This is a genomic window from Roseimarinus sediminis (assembly GCF_050433125.1).
Lineage (GTDB): Bacteria > Bacteroidota > Bacteroidia > Bacteroidales > Prolixibacteraceae > Roseimarinus > Roseimarinus sediminis.
This window is the reverse complement of the sequence record NZ_JBNPXV010000001.1, coordinates 100,939-124,143: the sequence shown is the minus strand read 5'-3', so window position 1 is coordinate 124,143 and position 23,205 is coordinate 100,939. Positions and strand designations below refer to the sequence as shown.

Below are 23,205 nucleotides of genomic sequence, written 5' to 3'. Positions count from 1 at the left end.
CTACTCTTTTGGTGATTTCTTTTTAAAAGGTTGAAAAGATAAATAGGTTCCACTGCGCCAAAGCCACTCCAGGGGTCCGTACAAGTAGTATTTTAACCAAATTTTGCTGACAATACCCTGAAGGACATAAATCACAACCCCCAGGAAAAATAAAGCTGAAAGGCCCCAACCACCGAAAGAAGAACCCAATGCCCAGGGTGAAAAAAGAATACTTCCAATGAAACCCTGCATGATGTAATTGGTCAGTGCGGTCCGACCGTACGGAGCCAAAACATCCAGATGTTTACCAAATTGTCTTGTTTGATACAGCAATATGAATCCCATCGTTAATGATCCTGTGAACAAAACCATGCCGATATCATCCAACGCTTTTGCCATCAACAGCGAAGCTGATATGGTCTCGTCTCCAGGCCCGAACAGAGCGCGTATGTTTTGAGGCGGCATCACGTTTTGAATCAAGGTTACAAGCAGGGTTGCCGCAACAAATCCGATAAACAGGAATAAGTTTTGTCTTTTCTGCCTGTGAATGTTTTCAAAAAAGCGAATACGCCCGAGAACCAGTCCCAGAACAAACAAAGCAAAAGTGACATATCCCCGTCCGATTAGGCCAAACTGATAATTCAACTTTCCTTGCAAACGGTTCTCATAATTGTGTTTTGCTGAATTAAAAAAAGAAGGGTTTGAAATATGTTGAGACACTTCACGGTCATTTTGCCTGTTGTTCACTTGTTCTTCAGTCTCTGTTTGCCCGGTGCCCACATTGCTGTTATGATTAATGACTTGTATGGCACGGGGACCACCTAATAAGAGAAAACCAACGAGCACCAATAATATCCATTTTTTAACCCGGTAGAGCGGAATCATTAACAACCCGAAAAACCCGTAAATAGAAATTATTTCAACACTGTAAAAGGAATGACTCAACAGGCCCATTCCCAATAACAAAATCATTCGCCACACAAAACGTTTACGAAAGTCGATGCCTTTTTTGGCAGCCCGGTCCATCTGAATAAAGAAGCTTAAACCAAACAGAAAGGCAAAGATATTGATAAACCGGCCCATGATGATATTGTTTCCAATCCACTGAATGGCTTCATCCAGGGCTGGAAATTGAAGGGTTTCCTGTTGCGAATACATGAAAAATATTCCAAAATGTTGAATCATGTGCATCAGAATTACCCCCAACAATGCAAAGCCCCGAAGAGCATCTAAAACAGTTATTCGCTTTAAAGGTGATGATAAGGAACTATTTTGTTTCATATTCATTTAATCTTGCTTTTTTAAAAATAATTTACTGAATTCCAAGCCAATGTACTGACAAAGATTATATGCAAGTTCATGAACAATAGCAAATTCAACTTCCATGATTCACATTGCAATTCGTCTTCTGTTAATTAATTAGCCCAACTATCAAGCTGTTCCAAGGTAACATTAAAAAAGCGTTTGTCCTTGTTCAAAGAACGCATTGTCGCCATTTCTTCAGCACTCAATTCAAAGTCAAAAATATTGATATTCTCCTTGATATGAACTGGATTAGTCGCTCCCGGAATGACGGAAAACCCTTCCTGAATATGCCATCGGAGAATTATTTGAACAATACTTTTTTCATGAGCATCGGCAATAGTTTTAATCACGGGGTCGGATAATAATCCTTTGTCACCATGCCCCAGCGGATACCAACATTCAATATAAATATCGTATGGTTTTACCCATTCCCGTATATCGTTACGCTGTGCGTAGGGATGACATTCGATTTGCAACGCAACGGGTTTAATTTTCATGCTATCGACAATGGCATGGAAGCGTTCCTTACTTGCATCAAAATTACTGATTCCCAATGAGCGTACCTTGCCTGATGCAACAGCCTTTTCCATTTCTTTCCAGGCATTAACATAATCGCCAATGGGCTGATGGATGTAAAGCAGGTCGATATAATCGGTTTGAAAACGTTTCAGTATGGTATCAATTGATGCCAGGGTATTGCCCTTTGAATAGTTGGAAACCCATAATTTACTGGTGATAAAAAATTCTTCGCGCGGGATGCCGCTTTCTTTCATGGCTTCTCCAACAGCTCCCTCCACGCGATAGGCCGTGGCGCAATCTACATGGCGAAAGCCATTTCGAAATGCTTCAAGACACGCCTCCTTTGCCTGTTCGTATGAAATGGCAAAAGTGCCAATTCCCAACTGGGGCATTTCTAACCCGTTGTTCAGTTTTAACATGGGCACATATTCTTTCCCCTGTGCGTTAGCATGATTGATGCCAACGAAAAAAAGGACTGCTATTAGCAGAAAATAATTTTTAACTGTTTTCATTTTTTCTTAATTTTTATGTTTGTAATCACTGCTTTCTTCGTTCGCTACTGCGAATTATTATTGTAGAGTATTATCTGTATTTAATGCGCAGGGGGTGTCATCAACCGGGTAAATGATAATGAACCTAATTTCCAGTTATCCCCCTGTTTAATATACACCTCTGTAACTTCAAACGGGTTTGTTACCTCATTCCCGCCAACTTCGGCTAGTAAGTCTATTCGGTTCAACAAGATGGCTGTATTGTCGATAATATTAACAGAAACTTCGTGTATATCGGCTTTCTTATACCAAATTCCACCGCTTTTAATAATGTTGAGTTCCTGTTCGGTTCCCCAGGCTCCGCCCATGTGTACAAACATGGCTTTTTCGTGAAAAAGAAATTTCAAGGTATCGGCATTCTTGTCGGCCATCCACTGCCATTTCTGTTTTGAAAGATCAATGATTTCCTGTTCTGCAACGGTGAAACTCTTTGTCGCTTGATTTTGTGCGAAGGACAATTGTGCGCACAGGATGATTAGAAATAGTCCGAGAATTGTTGTTTTCATAGTGCTTTATTTATAAGTATTTGCAAAAAAAGTCATTGAGTTTGTTCATTGCCTGATTTACATATTCCGGAACATAATAAGTTTGAATATGGGTCGCTCCGTCAATCAGGAACAGTTCTTTTTTGTTGGTTCCTGTTGCTTTACTGAAAGCATCTTCTGTCATGTAGTAAGTATCGGCTTTGCTTCCGGCCATCATTAATAATGGCTGGTTGATTAACGCCATATTGGTACTTGCATCAAAAGCCATCAAATCGAGCAGGCTGCTGGTGGTGTACCTGAAAGTAGAATTGGGGTGAGCGTGGGTCCGGTTGTAATAATAATGTCCCTCGCGGTACAAATCAAATGGCATTTTGTCTGCCTGTTCATCGCTTGTTTTGGCATTGGCCGTGTATAACACTTCACCCCCTGCGGCTTCTTGTGCCCGGGCATCCGATGCTTGCTTTAACCTCTCCTGGATAGTTGAAAGTTGACTGTCACGAAAACCATTACGCCTTACCACGCCTGAATTAAACATGCTCAGGGTTGCCACAGCTTTAAAGCGTTTGTCGGTTTGGGCAGCGGCCAATGAATAACCACCGCCACCGCAAACACCTAATAAGCCCAGTTTTTCAGCATTTACACCAGCATATTGGGTAATATAATCGGCCATTCCACGTATATCTTCAATGCGATTGGCTGGTTTATCAACATTGCGGGGCTCACCGCCGCTGGCTCCCTGATAGGATGCATCGGCAGCAATGGTGACATAGCCCAATTCGGCTAAACGTTGTGCATATAATCCGGCCACCTGCTCTTTAACACCACCGTTGGGGTGCGCAATCACAACAGCAGGGTAACTCTTTGAAGGGTCATAGTTCGCAGGTGTATAAACATTGGCTGCTATTTTTATGCCGTTTAGATAATAGTTTACAGGGTGAATATTTACTTTACCCTGAATATTTTCGTTTATAGCATCTCCATAAACCAGTCCGTATGGATTTGAAGGTTTAGTTTGAGCTGATGCAAGCATACTGGTTGCCACAAGCATAACTGTCAATATTTTATTTCTTATTCTCATTTCCTTAGTTTTTCTTATTAAACAGAACTATAGGTCTGCTTTACTGTTTCCCAACCATTTAACCATCGCCGGGTCACGGTGGTCGAAAAAGCTTGTAGCTTTCATATCAAGCGTTGCTATTGCATCCATATCTTCGGTTGATAGTTCAAAATCAAGGCTGTTGTAGTTTTGCACAATTCTATCTTTGTGAACTGATTTGGGAATGGCAACAATTCCCCGTTGAGTTAACCAACGAAGAACAACCTGTGCAACTGACTTGTTATATTTCCTGCCAATTCCAGCCAACAAATCATTTGTAAAGAGCTTGTTTTTCCCTTCTGCAAATGGCCCCCACGATTCCAGCTGAACACCATTGTCGAGAAGGAATTGATGTGTTTCAGTTTGTTGATGAAATGGGTGCGTTTCAATCTGGTTTACCGCTGGAACTATTTCATTGTGTACAATCATATCCATCACCCTGTCGGGGTGGAAATTACTTACACCAACAGCACGTATTTTTCCCTCCTTATACATTTCTTCCATCGCACGCCACGAGCCATGTACATCGCCGTAAGGCTGGTGTATCAAATACAAATCAAGATAATCGAGTTGCAATTTGCTTAGTGATTTTTCGAAAGCCTTTTTTGTTTTCTCGTATCCGGCATCTTGTACCCAAACCTTGGTCGTAATAAAGAGGTCTTCTCTGGCAACACTACTCCTTTTGATGGCATTGCCAACAGCTGTCTCATTCAAATAAATCGCTGCCGTATCAATTAACCTGTAACCAGTCTCAATAGCTGTTAGCACGCTATTTTCGCATTCTTTTAAGTCTGCCATTTGAAACACACCAAAACCGAGGATGGGCATTTCTATGCCATTGTTTAATTTTACTTTTTTCATACTATCTTTTAATTATCTAATTCTTTTTCACTCAACCATTCCGACATTAAATCGGCAATTTCAACATTGTTCAAATCTGAAAACGGGAAATGGGTATTGCCTTCAATCCCGACTTCCGGCAAATGCACCACGGTGACATCGCCGCCATGTTGATTGACACAATCGCGCCAGCGTCTCGCCATTTCAAGACGTACACGCCAACCATCCTGTCCGGGATTTGAATTTGGTTCTTTGGGGATGAAATCGCCATAGTAAATGACAATGGGAATTTGTGTTAACTTCATAAAATCCTGCATGGGAACACCAAATGCTTCCAGTGTTCCACCGGCACTTGGCATTGGTGCAGGGACTTCCCCTTCGGGAAATAAAAAACCACTTCCGGGTTCATAGGAAACAATGGCTTTAATATTTTGATTTTTGATTGCCGTTAACCAGCCCATACCGCCCGAATGCGAATGCGTAATCAAAATACCCTGACCAATTTTATCAAATAATGCTGATACGGCATCTACATTGACATTTACATCAACAGCACCAACATCAGGGGTCATACTGCGGAAATATTGTTCCAATGTTTGTTTGTCACGGGCAAATTGAACCCCTTCAAAATAGTCTGGCCAAATGCCGATACGAAATGTTCCAAACCATTGCTGCTCATCAGAAATTGGGTCAATTTGAGCAGGAACTGTACTTCGTCCGGCATCGCCTCTTCTCGGCTGGTCAATTAAATAAACAGGAAATCGCCTACGCAAAAAAATGTTCTGATACCCTTCGCGCCCATCAGGAGTGGTTTCCCACGTTTTTGAAAACTGTCCGAAACCGTGCCACATTACCAGCGGATATTTGCGGGCATCCGCAGGGATTTGGTAAAAAACATAAGCATGGTCGCCATGCAAGGTTTGCCCCTCCGGAGTTGGATTATAAGGATTAAATGTTCCGGGGTTTGTAATTACAGAACCTCCAACCATAAAGCTGCCTTGTTCTTTAAGTTGAATAAAATCACTGTTTTTGTCCGCTATCTTATTTGTACAAGCTGAAACCAGGAACAGTATAAGAATCAGACTCGAAAATGTAATGTTAATTGTCCGTTTTCTAAATTTATGCTTTCTGTTTGTTTTCATTTTAAATTGACTTTAAAAGTTTGAATTTCTACAATACAAATATCTGAAAATCAACAATGACTATTGGTATATAGATTACAGGTTCTATAACCATTTTTACAGGTCGGATCAGTTTCAGCACTTATACAAGTAAATCAATAAGCAGTCCATGCGTCATTGAGAACAGTAAATGATACAAGTACGCCAGAGCCTTTTTAGACGTATAAACTGTTCGTTATTAGTGTTGCTAAGATATTGGGTTTGGGAAATAGTATATAATTTACTGGTTTTCCTACCATTTTAACAGATTTGATTTTCAGAGTAATGATAACTAGCTGTGATTCGTTATTTTTGTTTCAGATAATCTTGGTAGTATGGAGAAAATATTCAGATATGATACGGTGATCGAATACAATGTGCTAAACAATCATGAGACATTTCACCCCTTAGTAAACGTCATCGATTTCTCAAAAGCAAATCCCAGAACCTGGGGAGCAGAAGCAAATGTCAGACTCAATTTTGGCTTATATTGTATTTTTTTGAAAGATGTAAAATGTGGTGATTTAAAATATGGTCGCAACTATTATGATTATCAGGAGGGCACTTTGGTCTTTGTGGCTCCCGGGCAGGTGATTGAGATTGAAAACGATGGGAAAATCTACCAGCCGAAAGGTCATGCTCTTGTATTTCATCCAGATCTGCTTCAAGGCACCAACTTGTCAAATGGTATCTACGACTATTCTTTCTTTAGTTATAAATCACATGAAGCACTGCATGTTTCAGAGCGCGAAAGGCAAATAGTACTGGATTGCTTCTCCAAGATAAAGTATGAATTACAACAAAATATTGATAGGCATAGCAAGAAGGTGATTACTTCCAACATTGAATTGTTTTTAAACTACTGTACACGCTTTTACGATCGGCAATTTATTACACGTGAGAATGTCAATAAGGGTATTCTTGAAAAATTTGAAGAGCATTTACACGACTTCTTCTTTTCTGACAGGCCCCAAACAATTGGCTTGCCTTCGGTAGCTTATTTTGCAAATGAATTTAATCTGTCCTCCAATTATTTTGGGGACCTGATAAAAAGGGAAACCGGAAAGTCAGCAAAAGAGTATATACAGTGCAAGATCATTGATATTGCAAAGAATAAGCTATTCAATAAGGATAATACAGTAAGTGAAATAGCCAACACGCTGGGTTTTAAATATCCACAACATTTTGCCCGCATGTTTAAAAAGGAAACAGGCCTGACTCCTATTGAGTACCGAAATATGAATTAAAAACTAATTGGAAACTGTAACAGGTTTTGATGAATCTGTTTATTCAAACGTGTACAATGACAGGGTGGTTGCTATCAGATATCAACCAGATAATCAAATTATTTTGAGGCGCTGCTTCTCGTGATTGTCTTGCTTTGGATTTCATTTTTACGGACGACTTTATTTGTACATTTATTCGATCGACTTTTCGTTGAAAGAAGAAACTAAAATTCAATAAGGTAATTTTCTAACTTTCTGGCTTGGGAGATTGAGCTGCATTCAATGTGGGACCTGAGTTCCCAATCATCAGTTTTTGCCCCCGATTTAATCGGGGCTTTGAATTTCCGTAATGCTTCGAAAGGTGTAGAGATAATCTTTCTTCAGGGGATAATTCTGTTGAACCAATGTAATAGCGATCCAGCTTTTTACTGAATAGTATGTAAGTGAAAGCTTTCACAGTTTAGGAAATAAAAAAGGGGACAATTGCAAAATCGTCCCCTTCGTTTTGTGGGCCCAGTCCCGCCTTAAGAGGGACGACCCCCTGTTCCGATTCCCAATAGCTAGCGGGACGGAAGAGTCAGGTGCTTGTTTCATTGATGATCTTTTGAAGGAGTTCGGGATACTTTTTAAGGTTTAGAATGAAGGTTTTGCTCTTCATTGCTTTAATTTTTCGCTCAAGACGCACAGCATGTGAATAATTTGAGACATCGATGATTAGAAAAATCTCCCAATCATCGGCGGTTGCAGTAAAGCGGTGTTTGCCATAACTGTGCAGGTTATGTTTCAAGAGCCTATTTTCAACAGGTTCATTGGTACAACCAATATAAAAGCGGTTTATTTTTTTACTGAAAAGTATGTAGGTATATGCTTTCATATCATGCAACAAAAAAAGGAGACAATTATAAAAATCATCTCCTTCTTGCGTTTTGTGGGCCCACCTGGGCTTGAACCAGGGACCACCTGATTATGAGTCAGGTGCTCTAACCAACTGAGCTATAGGCCCGATATCTAAAAATCGATATTTCAATCAATGTGTCAGTATTTTTTAATGACCCCCTGTTCCGATAACTATCGGAAGAGTCATCCGCCAGCTTGCGGAAACTGAGCTACAGGCCCCAATGAATGATTGTTTTTCAACGATCATTCATCGTTTATTTTCGGAGTGCAATTTTAACGATTTGCATCAAATTACACAAGCAAAAACTTTAAAAGCTTATTCTTCGTCCGGGGCTGCTGTTTTTGGCTTGTCAAGATCGTTGAAATACTTGCGGTAAAATACCAGGATAATGCCAATTCCGATGGTGATCGATGAGTCGGCAATGTTGAAAACAGGGCGGAAAAACATAAAGCTTTCACCGGCATTGATGGGCGACCATGAGGGCCAGCTTCCTGTAATGACAGGGAAGAAGAACATGTCGACCACCGAACCGTGTAAAAAAGTTTCGTAACCTCCGCCTTCGGGCAGAAAGGTGGCGATGCGGCCGTAGCTGTCGCTGAACAACACACCATAAAAGGCACTGTCGATGATGTTGCCTACGGCACCAGCAAAGATCATGGCAATGCTGATCACCAAACCGCTTGGAATGCCGCGTTTGATGAGTTTAAGCAGGTACCAGAAGATGGCCGTTGCAGCCACCAGGCGGAAAAGGGTAAGCAGTACCTTTCCAAAGCGGCCGGCAAATTCAAAACCGAAAGCCATTCCGCGGTTTTCGACAAAATGAAGCAGGAACCAGTCTCCGATAACACTTCGTTCTTCACCCAGGAAGAAGCTTGTTTTCACCCATACTTTTAAAATCTGATCGGCAAGAAGGATCAGTACAATTACCAGAATGGCCAGTTGTTTTTTCGACATAGTAATACACTAAAAAAAATTGAGAGCGCAGGGGCCCTCAATTGAAACCTATTTGTTTTTGCTCTTTATTAACGCTGCATGTTTTTGGCATCGATCGAAAGGGTGGCATGTGGCACTGCACGCAGGCGTTCCTTTGAAATCAGCTTGCCGGTTTCCCGGCAAATGCCATAGGTTTTGTTCTCGATGCGAACCAGGGCCGCCTGCAGGTGTTGAATGAATTTCAGCTGACGTTGCGCCAGCTTGCTGGCTTCTTCTTTCGACAGGGTGGCAGCACCTTCTTCCAGTACTTTAAAAGTAGGAGAGGTGTCCTGGGTGTCGTTATCATCGCTATGAGTGATCGAGCCTTTAAAGATGTCGTAATCTTTTTGAGCTTTATCCAATTTCTTAAGGATGATCTCTTTGAACTCCTTAAGCTCTTCGTCGGAATACCTGGTTTTTTCGCTCATATTTTTAGGTTTTGGATTGCTGTTTTTCGATAAAATTTACCAAATGTAACAAAAATATTGTATCGAAGTTTGAGCCTTGTTCAATCTTATGAGCGGCTAACTTCGATTAAGGTACTTACATCATCAATGTCAATTTCTCTGGCACTTCCTGTTTCCAGTTTATCAATCAGTTCCAGTGAGTTGGCAAGTGTTTGGGTGCTAATGTAATCGGCGTGCTTTTGCAGGGCCTCGTTCAACAAATCGTGTTTTTGAATCTTCACTTCGATCTTATCGGTGATTTCAAAGTTGCTTTCTTTTCTAATGTTCTGAATACGATTTACAAATTCCCGGGCAATTCCTTCATGACGTAAATCATCACTTAACTCAATGTCGAGGGCAACCGTTACCTGGCCTTCGGTGGCAACCGTCCAGCCCGGAATGTCTTCCGAAAGAATTTCAACATCTGCCAGTTCAAGCACGATGCTGTTTCCTTCGATTTCGATGGTGTATTGCTGATCGTTTTCAAATCGTGCAATGTCATCCTGGTTCAGCAAGGCAATGGCAGCAGCTACCTGTTTCATCTGCTTGCCGTATTTGGGCCCCAGGGTTTTAAAGTTGGGTTTGATCTTCTTCTTGATGACTCCGGCCGTATCGGTAAGGTATTCAATTTCCTTTACGTTAATTTCGGAAAGAATGATGTTCTCAACTGCCTTGAGCTGTTCGCCAAATTTGGGATTGAGAACGGGTACCATGATTTTGGCCAGGGGCTGCCGCACCTTTAGCTTCTCCTTGCGTCGCAGGCCCAGCACCATGCTTGATACTTTCTGAGCCAGTGCCATGCGTTCTTCCAGGTCGCGGTCGATCAGCTTTTCGTCGTACGAAGGGAAGCTGCTCAGATGAACACTCTGGTCGCTTTCACGGCAACTTACCTTGTTGAGGTCGGAATACAGCTGGTCGCTGTAGAAGGGGGCAATGGGTGCTGCCAGTTTGGCCACCGTGGCCAGACAGGTATAAAGGGTTTGATAAGCCGAAAGTTTGTCAGTAGTCATTTCGCCACCCCAGTAACGTTTACGGCTCAAACGAACAAACCAGTTACTCAGGTTCTCGGTCACAAAATCGGAAATGGCACGGCCTGCACGGGTTGGCTCATAGCCTTCGTAGCATTCGGTAACTTCTTTTATTAAACTGTTGAGGAGCGACAGGATCCAGCGGTCGATTTCAGGGCGCTGCTTAATGGGCACTTCTTCTTCGGCATAGGTGAAGCCGTCGATGTTGGCATACAGGGCGAAGAAGCTATAGCTGTTGTACAAGGTTCCGAAAAATTTGCGGCGTGCTTCATCAATTCCCGAAACGTCGAATTTCAGGTTGTCCCATGGCTGGGCATTGGTAATCATGTACCAACGCAGCGGGTCGGAGCCGAATTTTTCGATGGTTTCGAAAGGATCGACCGCATTGCCCAGGCGCTTGCTCATTTTGTTGCCGTTCTTGTCGAGTACCAGGCCGTTTGAAATGATGTTTTTGAAGGCGGTATTGTCATCAATCATTGCTCCTATGGCATGCAGGGTGAAAAACCATCCTCTGGTTTGATCCACTCCTTCGGCAATAAAATCAGCTCCTCCCACTGGCGGGGTCTGATCGGTGAAAGGATAATGCAATTGGGCGTAGGGCATGGCGCCTGAATCGAACCAAACATCAATCAGGTCGGTTTCGCGGAACATTTTTTCTCCTTTGGCCGACACGAGAACGATGTCGTCGACATAGGGCCGGTGCAGGTCAATGATGTCGTAATTTTCTTTTGAATGATCGCCCACTTTGAAACCTTCATACGGGTTTTTATCCATGAAGCCGGCTTCGATGGACTTGTTGATCTCGTTCATGAGTTCTTCGGCCGAACCGATGCATATTTCTTCACTTCCATCTTCGGTACGCCAAATCGGGAGTGGCGTTCCCCAGTAGCGTGAACGCGACAGGTTCCAGTCGACCAGGTTTTCGAGCCAGTTGCCAAAACGTCCGGTGCCAGTGCTGGCAGGTTTCCAGTTGATGGTTTTGTTGAGCTCAATCATGCGGTCTTTGATGGCCGTGGTTTTGATGAACCAGGAGTCGAGCGGATAATAGAGTACCGGTTTATCGGTTCTCCAGCAGTGTGGGTAATTGTGCTCGTGCTTCTCGACCCTGAAGGCTTTGTTTTCTTTTTTCAGCATCACCGACAGATCGATGTCGAGGGTCGGGTCGTTTTCGCTCAGGGTATCATCGTAGGCATTCTTTACGTAACGGCCTGCAAAATCGCGGTAAACGGTTTCATTAACATAGGTTTTGGCCCAGTTTTCGTCCAGGTCTTCAATGTGGTAGAATTTACCGGTGCGGTCGACCATGGCCTGTCGTTTGCCTTCTTTGTCGACCAGAATCAGTGGCACAATGCCGGCCTGTTTGGCAACACGGTCGTCGTCGGCACCAAAGGTGGGCGCAATGTGCACAATGCCGGTTCCGTCTTCGGTGGTGACATAGTCGCCCGGAATTACCCTGAAAGCATCGCCTTCGGGCTTTACAAAAGGAATTAGCTGTTCGTAGCTGATTCCAAGCAGTTCCGTTCCATTGTATTCGTTTAGAATTTTAAAGGGAACGGCCTTGTCGCCCGGCTGATAATCATCAAAGCTTACTTCGGCATGCTTGGGATTAAAGTAGCTGTAAAGCAGGTCTTTGGCCAGTATAGCCACCATGGGTTTCCCGGTATATGGATTGAAGGTCTGTACTTGTACATAGGTGATTTTCGGGCCTACTGCCAGAGCGGTGTTCGAAGGAAGGGTCCAGGGCGTAGTGGTCCAGGCCAGAAAATACAGGTCACTTTCAATGTTCCCGAACAATTTCTCCGACACCTCATTTCTGATCACTTTAAACTGTGCCGTGGCAGTAGTATCTTTCACATCGCGGTAACAACCTGGCTGGTTCAGCTCGTGGGAGCTGAGTCCGGTACCGGCAGCCGGCGAATAGGGCTGGATGGTATAGCCCTTATAAAGCAATCCCTTATCGTAAATTTTCTTAAGCAAGAACCAAAGGGTTTCGATGTAGCGGTTGTCGTAAGTAATGTAGGGATCGTCCATGTTGACCCAGTAGCCCATACGGCGGGTCAGCTCTTCCCATTCCCTGGTATATTTCATCACCTCGGTGCGACAGGCAGCATTGTATTCGGCCACCGTAATGCTTTTTCCAATGTCTTCCTTGGTAATTCCCAGTTTTTTCTCAACGCCCAGTTCAACGGGCAGGCCATGGGTATCCCAGCCGGCCTTGCGCTTTACCAGAAAGCCCTGCATGGTTTTGTAACGGCAAAAAATATCCTTGATGGCACGGGCCATTACATGATGAATGCCAGGCATCCCGTTGGCCGATGGCGGTCCTTCGTAAAATACAAAGGTGGGTTGGCCCTTACGGGTACTCATGCTTTTATGAAAGGTGTCATCGTTTTCCCAACGATGCTGAATCTCCTTGTTGATCTGTGATAAATCGAACGATTTGTATTCTTTGAACTTGTTCGTCATAACGTGCAAAAGCCTGATTTTTAAAAAGTGTACAAATATATAAAAAGTCATTTGTGAATGGGTGCAGAATTGGTTTTTTTGCCTTCGCGTTATCCCGAAGTTAATAAGGAAACATGATCTGCACTATTTTCTGAAAGAAGATTTTAGCAGGTAGAAAATGACGTGGAAAAAAACATTAATTTGCTCAAAAATTATTTTTCAATTCAATGAAGCGTTATCACTCTGTTATTCTGATGTTTGTTTTGTTCTGTGCACTGGCCGCAGCAGCCGGCTGTAAACGGGGTGCTAAAAGTGCAGCCATCGGTGAAGTGCATACAGACAGTATACAGCCGGGGGAAGTTGCGCTGCTTGATCATTCGGTGAATGAAAACTCGGGCATTATCTTCTGGAATGAAATGCTTTGGACCTTTAACGACAGTGGTGGGAAAAATGAACTGTACGCGGTGGATACCCTGAGTGGCAGGGTGCTAAAAACAGTGCTCATCAAAAATGCTGAGAATACCGATTGGGAAGACATTACCCAGGATCAGGAATACATTTACATTGCAGAAACCGGAAACAATGCCGGTACACGCAGCGATCTGAAAATTTTAAAGATTCGCAAGGACGAGATCAGCAAGGATGTTGAATCGACAGTCGAGGCAGGGGTCATTGCGTTTGAATATGCCGACAGGGTTGATTTTAATCCTCCTTACAGGCTGCATCCCTTCGATTGTGAAGCTCTGGTTGCCTGGGGCGATTCACTTTATGTTTTTACCAAAGACTGGAAGGATTTCAAGACCAAGGTGTATGGTTTCCCTAAAATTCCGGGTGAATATATGAGTGAGGTCATTGATAGTTTTGAAATCGGCGCACTTGTTACCGGTGCCGATATTTCGTCTGATTCAACCCTTGCACTTGTTGGTTATTACGACTATCAATCTTATGTATGGAGTTTTGATATTTCGGGGAAGCATTTTTTCACCAATGCACGTAAGCAGAAACTGAGTGGTTTGTACAATGCACAAACCGAAGGTATTTGTTATAGCCCCGGAGGGAAACTGTTGATTTCGTGTGAGAAAACCGAAAATTTCAAACAACAGTTATGGCGAATCGACACCTTTTAATAGCCGTTCAACAGCAAGCCGGTACTTGTATGCGAAGGAATAATATGTAGTTTTGCAGTGAAATTTATCAATTCACATTCAGTCTTGTATGAAGAAGATCATTGTTGCGTTGTTACTGTTGTTATCGCTTGGCACTTATGCCCAGGATCAGGTTTTTTTTAAAGGAGATCAGCGCCTCACCCTGGGAGCCGGGCTTCACTCAAATATCGCTACGGCGGTGACACTCGACATTGGCATCATTGATGGAATTGCCGATTTCGGGGTTATAGGTGTTGGTCCCTACGTGAGTATGGGCATAAAGAACAACGATTTTAAAAGCAGTATGGGGGCCCGTGTTACTTTTCACTATCCGCTTATCGACAAAATGGATACCTACATTGGAAGCAATTTTGGCATTAGCTATGTAATTGTTCAGCTTGAAGACCATGATAATGTTACTGCCATGGAACCCGGGTTGGTTTTGGGTGCCAGCTATCCCTTAAACAGCAAGGTTCGCTTATTTGCCGAAGCGGGTACCGGTGTGGCTTACCTGTTGGGTGGTCTGGCGTTCAATCTGAATTAATTTTTTTGAGCAACAGCCGATCACAGGCAATATTTCCCTATATTTAAACAAACAAAAAATACCAGTCATGGCTAGTAAAAGAGACTTGAAAAAAGACATCACCCTGCTGATTGAGCAGGTGATTTCGGATGCACTCGATGTTGCCGGAAAGCAGGAGAAGGAAGCCGATCAGAAAGCAGTGCTCGATGTGATTATCGAACTGACCGAACTGCATAACCAACTCATCGATCGCAGCAATCATCCCGACGGAAAGGATGATCCCAAACTGGTTAAGAAACACTACCGTAAGATCATCGAGGACCTGTTGGCCGGTTGCGACAATGCCTACCAAAAGCTGGGAAAGATAGCCGCCTGATCGTAGCTTGCCGCTTACTTTTTCAGGAAAGGGTGATAGTCGCCCTTCAGTCCAACACGAGGAGCATTCCTGATCTGATCGGTCAGGATGATGCTCTTTTTTGCTTCTTCAAGTCCGAAGCCCTTTCCATCGAGTACGTGCTGGTAGCTTGAAGTATGCAGGTCGGTAAAACCGCCGCTGAATTCAATTTCTTCGTTTTCGATGGTGATGGAACGATAGGTGCGCATTCCTTTATCCCTGGCTTTTGCCGGGATGTCGTTATAGTCGAGGCTCAGGTACCAGCGTACCCGGGCATTTTCAAGCCGGATGAAGCCGGCTGCCTTATCGGCATCGTAAAGGTGAACGGTATTTTCCTGCACTTCGCCAAAAATCCACATAAGCATGTCAAAAAAGTGAATGCCAATGTTGGTAGCTACCCCTCCCGATTTTTCCACATCGCCTTTCCAGCTTTTATAATACCACTTTCCGCGCGAGGTAATGTAACTCAAATCGATATCGTAGATCTTACCGGCGGCACCATTTTCAATCTTCTTCTTCAGATCGATAATGGTTTGATGCAGTCGCAGTTGTAAGATGTTGTATACCTTTCTCCCACTTTCTTTTTCTGCCTTCGCAAGCATTTCAATTTCGTGCGGATACAACACCAGCGGCTTTTCACAGATGGCATTGGCGCCATGACCGAGTGCCGACATGATGTGCCCGGCATGCAGGTAGTTGGGCGAACAGATGCTGTAGTAATCGATGGGCGTTGGGGTGGTTCTCAGCGAAGCGATGTGTTGCTCGAAGGCATTAAAGTCGAGAAAAAATTCCGCGTCGGGGAAAAAGCTGTCCATACGGCCCATTACATCAAAGGCATCGGTTGCAGCTAAAATCCTGTTGTTTGTTTCTTTTATGGCTCGCATGTGCCGCTCGGCAATGTAACCGGCCGCACCTACCAGGGCAAAATTGGTCATGGTTTATAAATTCTGAGCGTGTTATTCATTTGCTTCTTCTAAAATCGAATCTAGTAGTTTATGGTCAAACCTGAAATTTGTGGTTTTGATTATATCGAGGATTGGTTTAATGCTCCTTATAATTCCTTTTTGTTTTGCATTTAAAATTAGGCCCAACGTCCCGGAAAATTTCAAAGATAATTTTTCTGCAATCTTTCTGGCTTTTAAATCATCAATTAAGAGAATAGAATTATCTATTTCTAAAGATAATGCAATCGCACTTGCCTCTCCGGCGTGAACGTCAAGCTCTAATATTTTTTGGTAATGACGACCTGCAGGCTCTCTAACTTTTATCCATTCGGGTAAGGGGTGCTTGAATTCTTTTGCAATAGTATTTGTCACTAAAATTCTATTTGCACTTTTTTTAAGAAGTTCAAACTCATTAATTTTTGATAAGATGATCAAACAACTCGTATCTGAAATAATGGTTCTAGAACTGTTGGGCATCTCGTTTTACATCAGATAAGGTATAGTTAACTAGAGAAACGTTGTAGTCAGCTAAAATTTCGGCAAAGGCGATTATCGACAAATTGGCTAATTCAGCAGCTTGTCCAAGCGATAATTTCCCCGATTCAAACATTTTTGCAGCAAGGAAGCGTTTTGTTTCCTTCTCATTTAATTGAAGATTTTCTGGTATGTCTATTATTAACTGTCTCATATTTGGTATTAACTGACTAGCTATTCAAAGGTACTAAAAAAACACTCTGTGCTTCATTATAGTTTATAAACCTTCTCCGAAGGTGTTTCAATCATGTTTCGTAAATCGACAATTAATTTTGAATGTTCCTGAATGAAGTTCACATCGAAAGCATCGTGATTGGTGCAAAGTACTACACAATCGGCCTTGCTGAGTAAATCAGCCGAATACACTTCCGAAGTGTATTTTCTTCCTTCGTCGGTGGTCACTTTTGGAATGAAGGGATCGTAATAGCTCACCATGCCGCCTTTTTTGTCTACCTCATCCATAATTTTCAGGGCCGGCGATTCTCTTTCATCGGCAATGTTGGGTTTGTAGGCCACACCCAAGAACAAAATATTACTGCCGTTGACCGGCTTTTTGTGGCGGTTGAGTGCCGAGTTGATTTTGATGGTCATGCGGTGGGCCATCATGTTGTTGATGTGGCCGGCAGTGTGGATCATGCTAAGGTCGAAACCGAACTTTTTGGCAATGTGCTCCAGGTAGAAGGGATCGAGCGGGATGCAATGTCCGCCGATTCCCGGGCCGGGATAAAAAGCCTGAAAGCCATAGGGCTTGGTTTTGGCTGCATCGATCACTTCCCAGATGTTGATGTCCATTTTTCCGGCCAGAAGTGCCAGTTCGTTAATCAGACTGATGTTGATGAGCCGGTAGGTGTTTTCGAGTATTTTCACCATTTCGGCCACCCGAGGTGAACTCACCGCATGGATATGGTCGATGGCCTTGGCATAAATTTTCCTGCCAATTTCAAGTCCGTCGGGCGTCATGGCTCCCAGTACCTTGGGTGTGTTTCGGGTAAGGTATTGCTTGTTGCCCGGATCGACCCGTTCGGGCGAAAAGGCCAGCCAAAAATCATCGCCATGCTTAAGCGATGCGTGTTGTTCTATCAGTGGCAGTATAAAATCTTCGGTGGTAGTGGGGTAGGTGGTGCTTTCGAGACAAACAAAAGTACCCGGTTTCATGTGGGTGCCAATTTCGATGCAGGCACTTTCGATGTAACTCATGTCGGGCTTTTTGAAGATATCGAGCGGGGTCGGAACACAAATCAGCAGGGCATCACACTTGCCCAGTTGTGAAAAATCGGTCGTTGCTTTCAGATAGCCCTGTTCAACCACTTGTTTCAGTTCGGCATCCTTCACATCGCCAATGTAGTTTTCACCCCGGTTTACTTTCTGACTTTTTTCCTCCGATTTCTCAAAGCCCAGCACCCTTACTTTTTCGCTGGCAAAATTGACCGCAAGTGGAAGTCCAACATAGCCCAGGCCAATTACGCCTACTACTTCTTCCGATTTTTCAATTTTATCCAGTAAGTATTTTTTATAATCCATCATGAAATTATTTCTAGTTGATCGTCGGTCAGCTGATACTGTTCTCCTGTTTCGGGACAACGCAGATCGGAACCCAAAACGGCTCCGGCTTTGCTTACCCATCCTTTTTGCCGGGCAGGAACGCCAACCATCAGGGCAAAAGGCTTTACATTTTGGGTCACGACGGCCCCGGCTCCAATCAGGGCATATTCACCAATGCTGACCCCACAAACAATGGTGGCATTGGCTCCAATGCTGGCTCCCCTTTTGACAAGGGTTTCCCGGTATTCGTTTTTTCGTTCGACAAACGAGCGGGGGTTTACCACATTGGTGAATACACAGCTGGGCCCACAAAATACATCATCCTCAATGATGACCGAATCGTAGATGCTTACATTGTTCTGTACCTTCACGCCCTTTCCGAGCCGGGCCTTTCCTCCTACAAAAACATTCTGCCCCAATACACAATCGGGTCCTATTACGGCACCAGCCATCACATGACAAAAATGCCAGATTTTTGTGCCTTCTCCAATTTGTGCTCCCTGATCGATACAGGCTGTTTCGTGAAAGTAGGGCATCGTGTTCTTTTCTTTAGCAGCTGTTTAATGAATATTTAAATGGTTGAACAGCTAATATTTTAATTCAATATCTTTTTTCCGGTGTTCTTCTTTCTTTTTTTATGACTGAAGCGCAATAAGCGTCCGGGCAACTTCTTCTATTTCGTCATTTCTTATAAAACCGTGCATGGGTAACGAAAGCACTGTTTCTGAGAGCAACTGGGAAACAGGGAAAGCTTCGCCTGCCGGAACCACCTCCCTGAAAGCTTCCTGAAGGGGAAGAATCACAGGATAATGCACCGCAGTAGGGATGCCTTTTTCTGCAAGTTGTTCCCTGATATGGTCGCGGTTTTCAAGTCCAATGGTGTATTGCGCCCACACACTGATGTTGTCGTCACCCACTTCGGGTAGCAGGGCATGGCCGTCGAGCAGCTGACTGTATTTCAGTGCCGCCATCTGCCGGGTGACGATCTCCTTTTCGAAGTGCCTGAGTTTTACCCTGAGAATGGCAGCCTGCAGGGTGTCTATGCGGCCATTGATGCCTATGCGCTGATGATGGTACCTTTTTACCTGTCCGTGTGAACGCAGCATGGCCATTTTGGTAGCCAGCTTGTCGTCGTCGGTGAAAATGGCCCCGCCATCGCCGTAGCAACCCAGCGGTTTGGCCGGGAAAAAACTGGTAGTGGCCACATCACTAAGCGAACACGAACGTTTGCCGTCGTAAATGGCTCCAAACGACTGGGCCGCATCTTCGATGACCCACAGTCCCTTGTTTTTGGCAATTTCGTTAATGGCCTTAAAATTGGCACATTGTCCGAAAAGTGAAACAGCAATGATTCCGCGGGTGCGAGCAGTGATTTTCTCTTCAATTTTCGTTACATCAATATTGAAATCAAGGGGCGAAACATCCACAAATACAGGTTTTGCCTTAAGGAAGCTGATCATCGATGCCGAGGCAAAAAAGCTGAACGCAGGGCAGATGATTTCATCGCCGGGCTGTACCTCAAGTGCCATCATGGCCAGCAACAAGGCATCGGTGCCCGAACTGCATGCAATGGAATGCCTGCTTCCGGTAAAGGCCGAAAGCTCTTTTTCGAGCAGATCGATCTCCTCACCATTGATAAACGAGGCCGATGAAATCACAGCGGCAATGGCCTGGTCAATTTCATCTTTATACTGATTGTACTGTACGTTCAGATCGCAAAATTTCATAGTCATCCTGATTGGAAATACAAAAATAAAGGAATTCATGTAAGATTATTACATTTGCCTGACAAAGTGGAAAAATGAAGAAAGTACTCATCATTACCTATTACTGGCCTCCGGGCGGGGGAGCAGGGGTGCAGCGCTGGCTGAAATTTGTGAAATACCTCCCTGAATTTGGCTGGACACCGGTGGTTTATACTGCCGAAAACCCCGAAACACCTGCCATTGATGAGTCGTTGATGAAGGATGTGCCCGACGGTCTTGAAGTACATCGCCAGCCGATATGGGAGCCACTCGATGCCTATCGTAAATTTACAGGAAGAAAAGCAGGAGAGAAATTCGGAGCAGGCTTTTTGTCCGAGTCGGCAGCTCCCAAAGCGCGCGACCGTTTTGCGCTGTGGGTGCGGGGAAATCTTTTTATTCCCGATGCCAAACGATTCTGGATTGCTCCTTCCATTCGCTATTTAACGGCCTACCTGAAGGAAAATCCTGTTGATCTGATTGTGAGTAGCGGACCACCACACAGCCTGCATTTGATTGCACTGAAACTTAAACAGCGTTTTGGCCTTCAATGGGTGGCCGATTTCAGAGATCCCTGGACCGAAATTGATTTCTATCAGGCGCTTCAGCTTTCGCCCATGGCCGATCGCCGCCATCACCGGCTGGAACAAAAAGTGCTCGATAAGGCCGACCTGGTGGTGTCGGTGGGACAAAACATGATGGAAGCTTTTGCAGCCAAAACCCGAACCCCCCAGGTGGTCATCACCAATGGTTTCGATGCTGCTGATTTTCCCGAAGTGGATGAGACGGTCGAGAATGAGCAATTCATTCTGCTTCATCTGGGATCGGTTAACCGCGACCGAAACCACCCGGTATTATGGGAAGCCCTGAAGAACCTGCTTGAACGCGATGCGGATTTTGCTGATAAGTTGAGATTCAGGCTCATCGGGAAATTAGACCATTCGGTGCAGGAAAGCATCAAAGAATACGGACTTGAACAATGGGTCGAAACCATCGACTATGTTCCGCACAGCGAAGTGTTCAATCATTTGAAACAGGCTTCGGTTTTGTACCTGCCACTGAATAATACACCCAATGCCAAAGGCATCCTCACCGGAAAGGTGTTTGAGTATTTTGCAGCCCGGCGACAGGTACTGGCACTGGGGCCACCTGATGGCGATCTGGGCAATATATTGAAAGCAACCCATACCGGAGAAATGCTCGACTTTGATGACCGTGAAGGGGTAGAGGAAGCGCTGACGATGATGTTTGAGCACTTCAAACGCAAGAGTCTGAAAGTGGAAGCAAAGGGGATTGAGCGCTTTGAGCGGCGAAATCTCACCGGGCAGCTGGTTAATGAATTTGAAAAATTGTTTGAATGAGCAGGAAAATAGTAAGCATTGTAGGAGCCCGGCCCCAGTTTGTGAAAGCAGCTGTGTTGAGCCGTGCACTTAAAGCAAAAGGGATCACCGAAGTGCTGGTTCATACCGGTCAGCATTTCGACCATGGGATGTCGGATGTGTTTTTTGAAGAAATGGAAATTCCACATCCCCAATACCACCTGGGTATCAATTCGCTGACGCACGGTGCAATGACCGGCAGGATGATTGAAAAGATTGAAGCGGTGCTGCTCGATGAGAAACCCGATGTGCTGGTTGTTTACGGCGATACCAACTCTACGCTGGCCGGTGCGCTGGCAGCCTCAAAACTGCACATACCGGTTGCCCATGTTGAAGCCGGACTGCGTTCGTTTAACATGGAAATGCCCGAAGAAATTAACCGTATTCTTACCGACCGTATTTCATCGTATTTGTTCTGTCCCAGCGAGGCAGCCATCCGGAACCTCGAGAAGGAGGGCTTTGCCGGCTTCAACTGCAAACTGGTGAAAACAGGTGATGTAATGTACGATGCAGCCATGTTCTACAGCGAAAAATCGGCCGAACGATCAACTGTGGCCAAAACAATCGATCTGGAAAAGCCTTATATGCTGACGACGCTGCACCGCCAGGAAAATACGGACGATCCGGCTAAGCTCGAAGCCATTGTTGGTGCCCTCAATCAGCTGAATGAGCAAATGCGCGTGCTGTTGCCCATGCACCCACGAACCCGGAAAATGATTGAAAAAGCAGGATTAAAACTGAAGTTTACAGTGATCGACCCGGTGGGTTATTTCGACATGATTGAATTGCTGAAACACTGTAGGCTGGTGATGACCGACAGTGGCGGGCTGCAAAAGGAAGCCTACTTCTTCGGTAAGAACTGTGTTACACTCAGAGAACAAACCGAATGGACCGAACTGGTCGAGTACGGTTACAACGTTTTATCGGGAGCCGACGAGCAACGCATTGTTGAACTGGCAATGGAAATGCTGAACAGGCGCAATGACTTTGCTACCAGCCTCTATGGCGACGGCCATAGCGGAGATCATATTGCACAGGAACTGCTTGAGCTATGAAAAAAAAAGTACTTCTGGTACATACCGCGTACAGTACTTTTGTAAAGCAGGACTACGAAAGCCTGTCGGAAAAGTACGAGGTAAGTTTGTATCCGTTTAATGCTTCAAAAAAACTGCATGTACTTGCATGGTCGCTTTTTAAACAGGCTTTTTTCCTGCTGCTGCATGGTTGGCAGTATCACTCGTTTTTTATCTGGTTTGCCGATTATCATTCGCTTCTGCCCGTCGTGTTTGCCCGTTGGAGCCGAAAGAAAAGCTATTTGGTAATCGGAGGATACGACGTGGGACGCATCCCGGAATTAAAGTACGGAGCATTCTTCAAAAAGTTCAGGGGCTTTTTTGCCATTCAGTCGATGAAAAAGGCAGGCTGCAACCTCACCGTTTCTCATTACGTCGATCGGAAAGTGCGGTTCATAGCTCCCGGTGCAAAGCGCCGAATGGTTTATAATTCGGTGAAATTCGACGGGAGCATGCTGTCAGCTGAAACAAAAGAGCAACTGATAATTACAGTGGGACTGATCGATGGTGAAAGATCATTTCAATTAAAGGGAATCGACACCTTTATCGATGTAGCAAAGCTTTTGCCTGAATATCGTTTTATGGTAATTGGAGTAAGCGAAGTGATGATGGAACGCCTTGCTGACAATGTTCCGTCCAATGTGACCCTTTGCAGCCCTGTAGCGCATCAGCAACTGGTGGAGTATTATCAAAAGGCTTCGGTTTACCTCCAACTGTCGCGAATGGATACCTTTTGTCTGGCGCTGGCCGAAGGGATGTATTTTAACTGTTATCCCATGATCACCCGCGTGGGTGGGATGCCTGAGGTCATCGGGCCTCATGGCGAAACAGTAGCCCGTAATAAGCAACTCATTGCAGCCCGTTTAAAAATTGTGCTCGATAAGGAGCTTAGGGTAGAAACCCGAAGTTATGTAACAGCTAATTTCTCGAACGAAGTAAGAAAGAAAAAGCTCCTTGCTCTCATGGAAGCCTAGTGCGC

At 44.4% G+C, this 23,205-nt stretch carries 24 protein-coding genes and 1 tRNA gene; 7 read left to right on the top strand and 18 right to left on the bottom strand.

Annotated features, from left to right (window positions below):
- The 6 genes from FHS86_RS00500 to FHS86_RS00475 all read right to left on the bottom strand — a co-directional run bounded on the left by FHS86_RS00500 (window position 1) and on the right by FHS86_RS00475 (window position 5,917).
- Entirely contained in the window at window positions 1-1,260 is a 1,260-nt protein-coding gene (locus FHS86_RS00500; RefSeq protein WP_429410989.1) for a DUF418 domain-containing protein, read from the bottom strand.
- 134 nt (window positions 1,261-1,394) lie between these two features.
- A complete protein-coding gene (locus tag FHS86_RS00495; protein WP_429409989.1) occupies window positions 1,395-2,315 on the bottom strand; it encodes an aldo/keto reductase in 921 nt (306 codons plus the stop codon).
- Between the two features lie 80 nt (window positions 2,316-2,395).
- Window positions 2,396-2,860: a nuclear transport factor 2 family protein gene (locus FHS86_RS00490; protein WP_429409987.1), complete on the bottom strand. Its 465-nt coding sequence runs from the start codon at window positions 2,858-2,860 to the stop codon at window positions 2,396-2,398.
- A gap of 10 nt (window positions 2,861-2,870) precedes the next feature.
- Window positions 2,871-3,917, bottom strand: a complete 1,047-nt coding sequence (locus tag FHS86_RS00485) for an alpha/beta hydrolase (protein WP_429409985.1) — start codon at window positions 3,915-3,917, stop codon at window positions 2,871-2,873.
- A gap of 27 nt (window positions 3,918-3,944) precedes the next feature.
- Window positions 3,945-4,796, bottom strand: coding sequence for an aldo/keto reductase (locus tag FHS86_RS00480; RefSeq protein WP_429409983.1), 852 nt, complete (start codon window positions 4,794-4,796; stop codon window positions 3,945-3,947).
- 8 nt (window positions 4,797-4,804) lie between these two features.
- Window positions 4,805-5,917, bottom strand: coding sequence for an alpha/beta hydrolase (locus tag FHS86_RS00475; protein ID WP_429409981.1), 1,113 nt, complete (start codon window positions 5,915-5,917; stop codon window positions 4,805-4,807).
- A gap of 353 nt (window positions 5,918-6,270) precedes the next feature.
- Between FHS86_RS00475 and FHS86_RS00470 the strand changes: the two genes are divergently transcribed.
- Entirely contained in the window at window positions 6,271-7,182 is a 912-nt protein-coding gene (locus FHS86_RS00470; protein ID WP_429409979.1) for a helix-turn-helix domain-containing protein, read from the top strand.
- Window positions 7,183-7,408: 226 nt separating this feature from the next.
- Here FHS86_RS00470 and FHS86_RS00465 read toward each other — a convergent pair whose 3' ends face one another.
- The 6 genes from FHS86_RS00465 to ileS form a co-directional block, all read right to left on the bottom strand.
- Window positions 7,409-7,618, bottom strand: a complete 210-nt coding sequence (locus tag FHS86_RS00465; RefSeq protein WP_429409977.1) for a GIY-YIG nuclease family protein — start codon at window positions 7,616-7,618, stop codon at window positions 7,409-7,411.
- 120 nt (window positions 7,619-7,738) lie between these two features.
- On the bottom strand, window positions 7,739-8,035 hold the full coding sequence (locus FHS86_RS00460) for a GIY-YIG nuclease family protein (protein ID WP_429409975.1): 297 nt from the start codon (window positions 8,033-8,035) through the stop codon (window positions 7,739-7,741).
- Between the two features lie 55 nt (window positions 8,036-8,090).
- Window positions 8,091-8,164, bottom strand: a tRNA-Ile gene (locus FHS86_RS00455).
- A 210-nt stretch (window positions 8,165-8,374) separates the two neighbouring features.
- A complete protein-coding gene (locus FHS86_RS00450) occupies window positions 8,375-9,013 on the bottom strand; it encodes a lipoprotein signal peptidase (RefSeq protein WP_429409974.1) in 639 nt (212 codons plus the stop codon).
- A 68-nt stretch (window positions 9,014-9,081) separates the two neighbouring features.
- Window positions 9,082-9,459, bottom strand: coding sequence for a TraR/DksA family transcriptional regulator (locus FHS86_RS00445; protein WP_429409972.1), 378 nt, complete (start codon window positions 9,457-9,459; stop codon window positions 9,082-9,084).
- Window positions 9,460-9,545: 86 nt separating this feature from the next.
- On the bottom strand, window positions 9,546-12,971 hold the full coding sequence (gene ileS, locus FHS86_RS00440) for an isoleucine--tRNA ligase (RefSeq protein WP_429409970.1): 3,426 nt from the start codon (window positions 12,969-12,971) through the stop codon (window positions 9,546-9,548).
- A gap of 206 nt (window positions 12,972-13,177) precedes the next feature.
- Here ileS and FHS86_RS00435 point away from each other — a divergent pair, with 206 nt between their 5' ends.
- The 3 genes from FHS86_RS00435 to FHS86_RS00425 all read left to right on the top strand — a co-directional run bounded on the left by FHS86_RS00435 (window position 13,178) and on the right by FHS86_RS00425 (window position 14,994).
- Complete coding sequence (locus FHS86_RS00435) at window positions 13,178-14,077, top strand: hypothetical protein (protein WP_429409969.1); 900 nt, start codon at window positions 13,178-13,180, stop codon at window positions 14,075-14,077.
- Window positions 14,078-14,165: 88 nt separating this feature from the next.
- The gene (locus tag FHS86_RS00430; protein WP_429409967.1) at window positions 14,166-14,639 is read left to right on the top strand and encodes a hypothetical protein; all 474 of its coding nucleotides are present in this window, start codon (window positions 14,166-14,168) and stop codon (window positions 14,637-14,639) included.
- A 67-nt stretch (window positions 14,640-14,706) separates the two neighbouring features.
- Complete coding sequence (locus FHS86_RS00425; protein ID WP_429409965.1) at window positions 14,707-14,994, top strand: hypothetical protein; 288 nt, start codon at window positions 14,707-14,709, stop codon at window positions 14,992-14,994.
- A gap of 14 nt (window positions 14,995-15,008) precedes the next feature.
- Here the strand turns inward: FHS86_RS00425 and FHS86_RS00420 are convergent, their stop codons facing one another.
- The 6 genes from FHS86_RS00420 to FHS86_RS00395 form a co-directional block, all read right to left on the bottom strand.
- A complete protein-coding gene (locus FHS86_RS00420) occupies window positions 15,009-15,947 on the bottom strand; it encodes a Gfo/Idh/MocA family protein (protein WP_429409963.1) in 939 nt (312 codons plus the stop codon).
- Between the two features lie 21 nt (window positions 15,948-15,968).
- The gene (locus FHS86_RS00415; protein WP_429409961.1) at window positions 15,969-16,433 is read right to left on the bottom strand and encodes a DUF3368 domain-containing protein; all 465 of its coding nucleotides are present in this window, start codon (window positions 16,431-16,433) and stop codon (window positions 15,969-15,971) included.
- Entirely contained in the window at window positions 16,417-16,644 is a 228-nt protein-coding gene (locus FHS86_RS00410; protein WP_429409959.1) for a UPF0175 family protein, read from the bottom strand. The genes FHS86_RS00415 and FHS86_RS00410 overlap by 17 nt, the downstream gene beginning before the upstream one ends.
- A gap of 56 nt (window positions 16,645-16,700) precedes the next feature.
- On the bottom strand, window positions 16,701-18,014 hold the full coding sequence (locus FHS86_RS00405; RefSeq protein ID WP_429409957.1) for a nucleotide sugar dehydrogenase: 1,314 nt from the start codon (window positions 18,012-18,014) through the stop codon (window positions 16,701-16,703).
- Complete coding sequence (locus FHS86_RS00400; RefSeq protein WP_429409955.1) at window positions 18,011-18,568, bottom strand: acyltransferase; 558 nt, start codon at window positions 18,566-18,568, stop codon at window positions 18,011-18,013. Before FHS86_RS00400 ends, FHS86_RS00405 begins: the two co-directional genes overlap by 4 nt.
- Window positions 18,569-18,667: 99 nt before the next feature.
- A complete protein-coding gene (locus FHS86_RS00395; RefSeq protein WP_429409953.1) occupies window positions 18,668-19,759 on the bottom strand; it encodes a DegT/DnrJ/EryC1/StrS family aminotransferase in 1,092 nt (363 codons plus the stop codon).
- Window positions 19,760-19,833: 74 nt separating this feature from the next.
- On the opposite strand from FHS86_RS00395, the gene FHS86_RS00390 reads away from it, so the two are divergent.
- The 3 genes from FHS86_RS00390 to FHS86_RS00380 are packed head-to-tail and all read left to right on the top strand — an operon-like array spanning window position 19,834 to window position 23,200.
- Entirely contained in the window at window positions 19,834-21,135 is a 1,302-nt protein-coding gene (locus FHS86_RS00390) for a glycosyltransferase (RefSeq protein ID WP_429409951.1), read from the top strand.
- Complete coding sequence (gene wecB / locus FHS86_RS00385; protein WP_429409949.1) at window positions 21,132-22,208, top strand: non-hydrolyzing UDP-N-acetylglucosamine 2-epimerase; 1,077 nt, start codon at window positions 21,132-21,134, stop codon at window positions 22,206-22,208. Before FHS86_RS00390 ends, wecB begins: the two co-directional genes overlap by 4 nt.
- Window positions 22,205-23,200, top strand: a complete 996-nt coding sequence (locus tag FHS86_RS00380) for a glycosyltransferase family 4 protein (RefSeq protein ID WP_429409947.1) — start codon at window positions 22,205-22,207, stop codon at window positions 23,198-23,200. The genes wecB and FHS86_RS00380 overlap by 4 nt, the downstream gene beginning before the upstream one ends.
- Window positions 23,201-23,205: the final 5 nt, after the last annotated feature.